At 40.4% G+C, this 2,889-nt stretch carries 4 protein-coding genes and 2 pseudogenes; 4 read left to right on the top strand and 2 right to left on the bottom strand.

The genetic code is table 11. From position 1 onward, the window contains the following. The 3 genes and pseudogenes from ACFE93_RS34305 to ACFE93_RS34295 form a co-directional block, all read left to right on the top strand. A pseudogene (locus tag ACFE93_RS34305) lies at positions 1–195 on the top strand (hypothetical protein); the annotation flags it as partial. Positions 196–299: 104 nt separating this feature from the next. Next, the gene (locus ACFE93_RS34300) at positions 300–1,013 is read left to right on the top strand and encodes a GUN4 domain-containing protein (protein WP_375480548.1); all 714 of its coding nucleotides are present in this window, start codon (positions 300–302) and stop codon (positions 1,011–1,013) included. 424 nt (positions 1,014–1,437) lie between these two features. Then, entirely contained in the window at positions 1,438–1,527 is a 90-nt protein-coding gene (locus ACFE93_RS34295) for a nuclease A inhibitor family protein (protein ID WP_375480550.1), read from the top strand. A 63-nt stretch (positions 1,528–1,590) separates the two neighbouring features. Here the strand turns inward: ACFE93_RS34295 and ACFE93_RS34290 are convergent, their stop codons facing one another. Together ACFE93_RS34290 and ACFE93_RS34285 are read right to left on the bottom strand one after the other, a co-directional pair. Next, positions 1,591–2,217, bottom strand: a complete 627-nt coding sequence (locus tag ACFE93_RS34290; RefSeq protein WP_375480546.1) for a DUF4126 domain-containing protein — start codon at positions 2,215–2,217, stop codon at positions 1,591–1,593. Between the two features lie 124 nt (positions 2,218–2,341). Beyond that, positions 2,342–2,509: a hypothetical protein gene (locus ACFE93_RS34285; RefSeq protein WP_375480544.1), complete on the bottom strand. Its 168-nt coding sequence runs from the start codon at positions 2,507–2,509 to the stop codon at positions 2,342–2,344. Positions 2,510–2,530: 21 nt separating this feature from the next. On the opposite strand from ACFE93_RS34285, the pseudogene ACFE93_RS34280 reads away from it, so the two are divergent. After that, a pseudogene (locus ACFE93_RS34280) lies at positions 2,531–2,889 on the top strand (hypothetical protein); the annotation flags it as partial.

Raw genomic sequence — 2,889 nt, 5'->3', positions numbered from 1 at the left:
AAAGACTCATTAATGGAGCTAAAAGACTCATTAATGGAGCTAAAAGACTCATTAATGGAGTTCAAAGCCTCATTAACGGAGTTCAAAGGTGCATTACGCTTTCGCGCTAACACACCCTACGACTACGATCGCTTTATAATTGCGATCGCAGATTCTTGGTTTTACACCCTAGTGAAGTTACACAATGGTCTATAATCCAGATAAATAAGCTTTATAACTCTTCGACCTTGTTGAGAATCAGCCGATTCCTGACAAAGCGGCTATTGTCTTTATTTAATAGTTTAACAATAGACTAAGGTATGAAAAAAAAACGAATTCGGCTTGGAGTTGTTCTACTTTTAACAGTCATAGGAACAATATTTTTAGGGGTATTAACTAAAAGCCCGTTTGAAGAAATGGGAACAGAAGTTAAAGCTGTACAACTGTTGTCGAAAAATAATACAGAATCAGAATTGAGAAAACAGGTTAAGAAACCTCTTACTGAAGATTTATATGTTCAGCTTGAGAATTCTTTGAAGTCTCAAAATTGGTTAGCAGCAAATACCCAAACATCCCAACTGATGCTCAATATTGCTAAAAAAGAAAAAGAACAATATTTAACTCCTGAAGACATTAATAGTTTTTCTTGTCGAAACCTGCAAAGACTAGACAGACTTTGGCTCGCCAATTCACATAACCGTTTTGGCTTTAGTGTGCAAAAGGAAATATGGATTAAACAGGGAAATCCACTCGATATAAAAGCAAACCCTGCGATAGTTGAGTCGCGAGAAAATGATTATAAAACCTATTTACGGTTCGCTAAGTCAGTTGGGTGGGCGTCGGTAAAAGACAATGAAACGACAAGAGGCGAGTACATTGGTATCGACGACTTAACTTCACGTATAAAAAATGATCCAAATCTGAGAGGGAGCTTACCAGTCGTTGACTCAGATCGTATTGCGTATACATTTTGGAGAGGGTGGATACGTTGGACTTACCGTCTTCTCTTGCGTTCGCGTGAGTGCGGCTTGTAAAGTCTACCCTATAAGCGTTTCCGAATTTTTAATTATTACAGCACTTTTTATAAGACAGAATCAGCATTCCACAAATCCAACGACAAAAGCTCGACTACCTATGCTGCTCAAACTGCTTTGATCTGCCCCAAAGCAGTTTTTTGTTATTGTATTGTTAAAAGTGGATTCTTGCACAAGTACTAACATCAATTGAACCGCGTGTAGTCAGTTCATTCTCGTCAAACACTACCCTTTTCTTTGGGCAACCAAATCCCTTAAACATAGCTGTAGTTAGTAGACGCTATTTTATGCCCAAAATAAATATAGCGATCGCGCTTTCCCGTAAGAAGAATAGCATAATCAATTACAAAAGCAAGATGTTCCCAAATTTCAACGATTTGTGCAAACCCTTCGAGACAATCTCAATGCAGTTTAAGTTTATCGTATTGAACAAACAAATATTGATGTTTATATTGTTGGAGAAACTCCAGATGGTGGTTTAGCTGGAGTTGCAACAAAGCTGGTCGAAACTTAGTATCTCTTGCAGAACTTTATCTTTTCTAAATCAATTTAAATTGCAGTTTGTTTATATAAATACTTATCCCAATTCTCTTGATGGAGAGACGGTTTCGCTAGTTTGAGAAGATGGTTTATTGAAGAAACTCCAGATTCTTTGAATAGCTATTATTAAAAAACCAATCACGCTCACTCCTGCTACCACTGGGAAAGCTAGCGCCAGCACAGACAGTGCGATTGCGATGACCAACTCAATGGTTGACACAATAGGATTGGTTAATCCACCTGAAACGCCTGTAGAACTTATCCGCAATGTATTCATTAATCCCTTAGTTAATCCTGCGGTTCCACCACCTGCAATTAAAGCTAACGTCCATTGCACCAGTGGATTCATCTCTGGAGCAACAGATGCTGTTACGATTGTCCCGGCGATAAATGCCGCAGGTGTAGCAACAATATCCAGCAGATGATCCAACCAAGGAATGTAATAACCAGTAATTTCCAGCAAACAAGCGACGGCAAATACAATTACAGCTTGAGGTGTTTCCAGCCAATCAAAGTTAGTCGGCAAATCAAAATGTCCAAAAACTGAAGCCACACTCAATGCTAGCAGTGGTACAAATACTCGAAAGCCAGCCGCCGCGCTCAAACTAATCCCCAATAATAATTCAATAAATGTATTTAGATTGAACAAAGAATTTAAATCCATAGTAAGACTCAAGTTATACTCCTGATGTTTTTTCCATCTTTGAGCTAAACGCAGTGACAACTCTAAGTTGTGATCCCAAGATAAGAAACTTGGTGAAAGTATTTCATCTGACTATGTGTAGAATTCAGTGAAACCCCACCTGTGTGAATCCTGCGTAGGTTTTGCCTAAAAAACAACTATACTCTGCTGCGTGGTGTTCGCATAGCCACAGGTAATGTCCCTCTGGAGTCAAGACATTCTTTAATCCACCCCAGTGCTGCTGGGGAGCTTTTTCATCTAAAAGTTGACGCAACTAATTGAGAGGATTTTGATCATGCCTAGACTTACTGTTCCACCCAATTTCATCGGCACAGGAGGCTCCGATACTTTAATTGGGGAAGAGTTAAATGCATCTGTGGCAATTGGTACTGATATTTTAACTGGAGGTTTTATTCGTACACTCTCAGAAAATGACACTATCATCGGCAACGGTACTGCCGACAACGGTAATGGCGGCGACGGCGGTACGGCAACTGGAATTAGCAACAGTGGTAGTCTCAATGCTGGGGACGGAAATGACACTATCACCAGCAATGGTACTGGCGGCGACGGCAGCAACGGTACTGCCGACAACGGCAATGGCGGCGACGGCGGTACGGCGACTGGAATCAGCAACAGTGGTAGTCTCAATGC

Origin of the sequence: uncultured Nostoc sp., from assembly GCF_964247315.1 — a bacterium.
GTDB lineage: Bacteria > Cyanobacteriota > Cyanobacteriia > Cyanobacteriales > Nostocaceae > Nostoc.
This window is presented reverse-complemented; position numbering and strand designations above follow the sequence as displayed.

What these genes read in the sequence shown, in the direction of transcription:
- ACFE93_RS34300 (WP_375480548.1), top strand. Translation starts at nt 300, where the DNA reads ATGAAAAAAAAACGAATTCGGCTTGGAGTTGTTCTACTTTTAACAGTC.
- ACFE93_RS34290 (WP_375480546.1), bottom strand. Translation starts at nt 2,217, where the DNA reads ATGGATTTAAATTCTTTGTTCAATCTAAATACATTTATTGAATTATTA.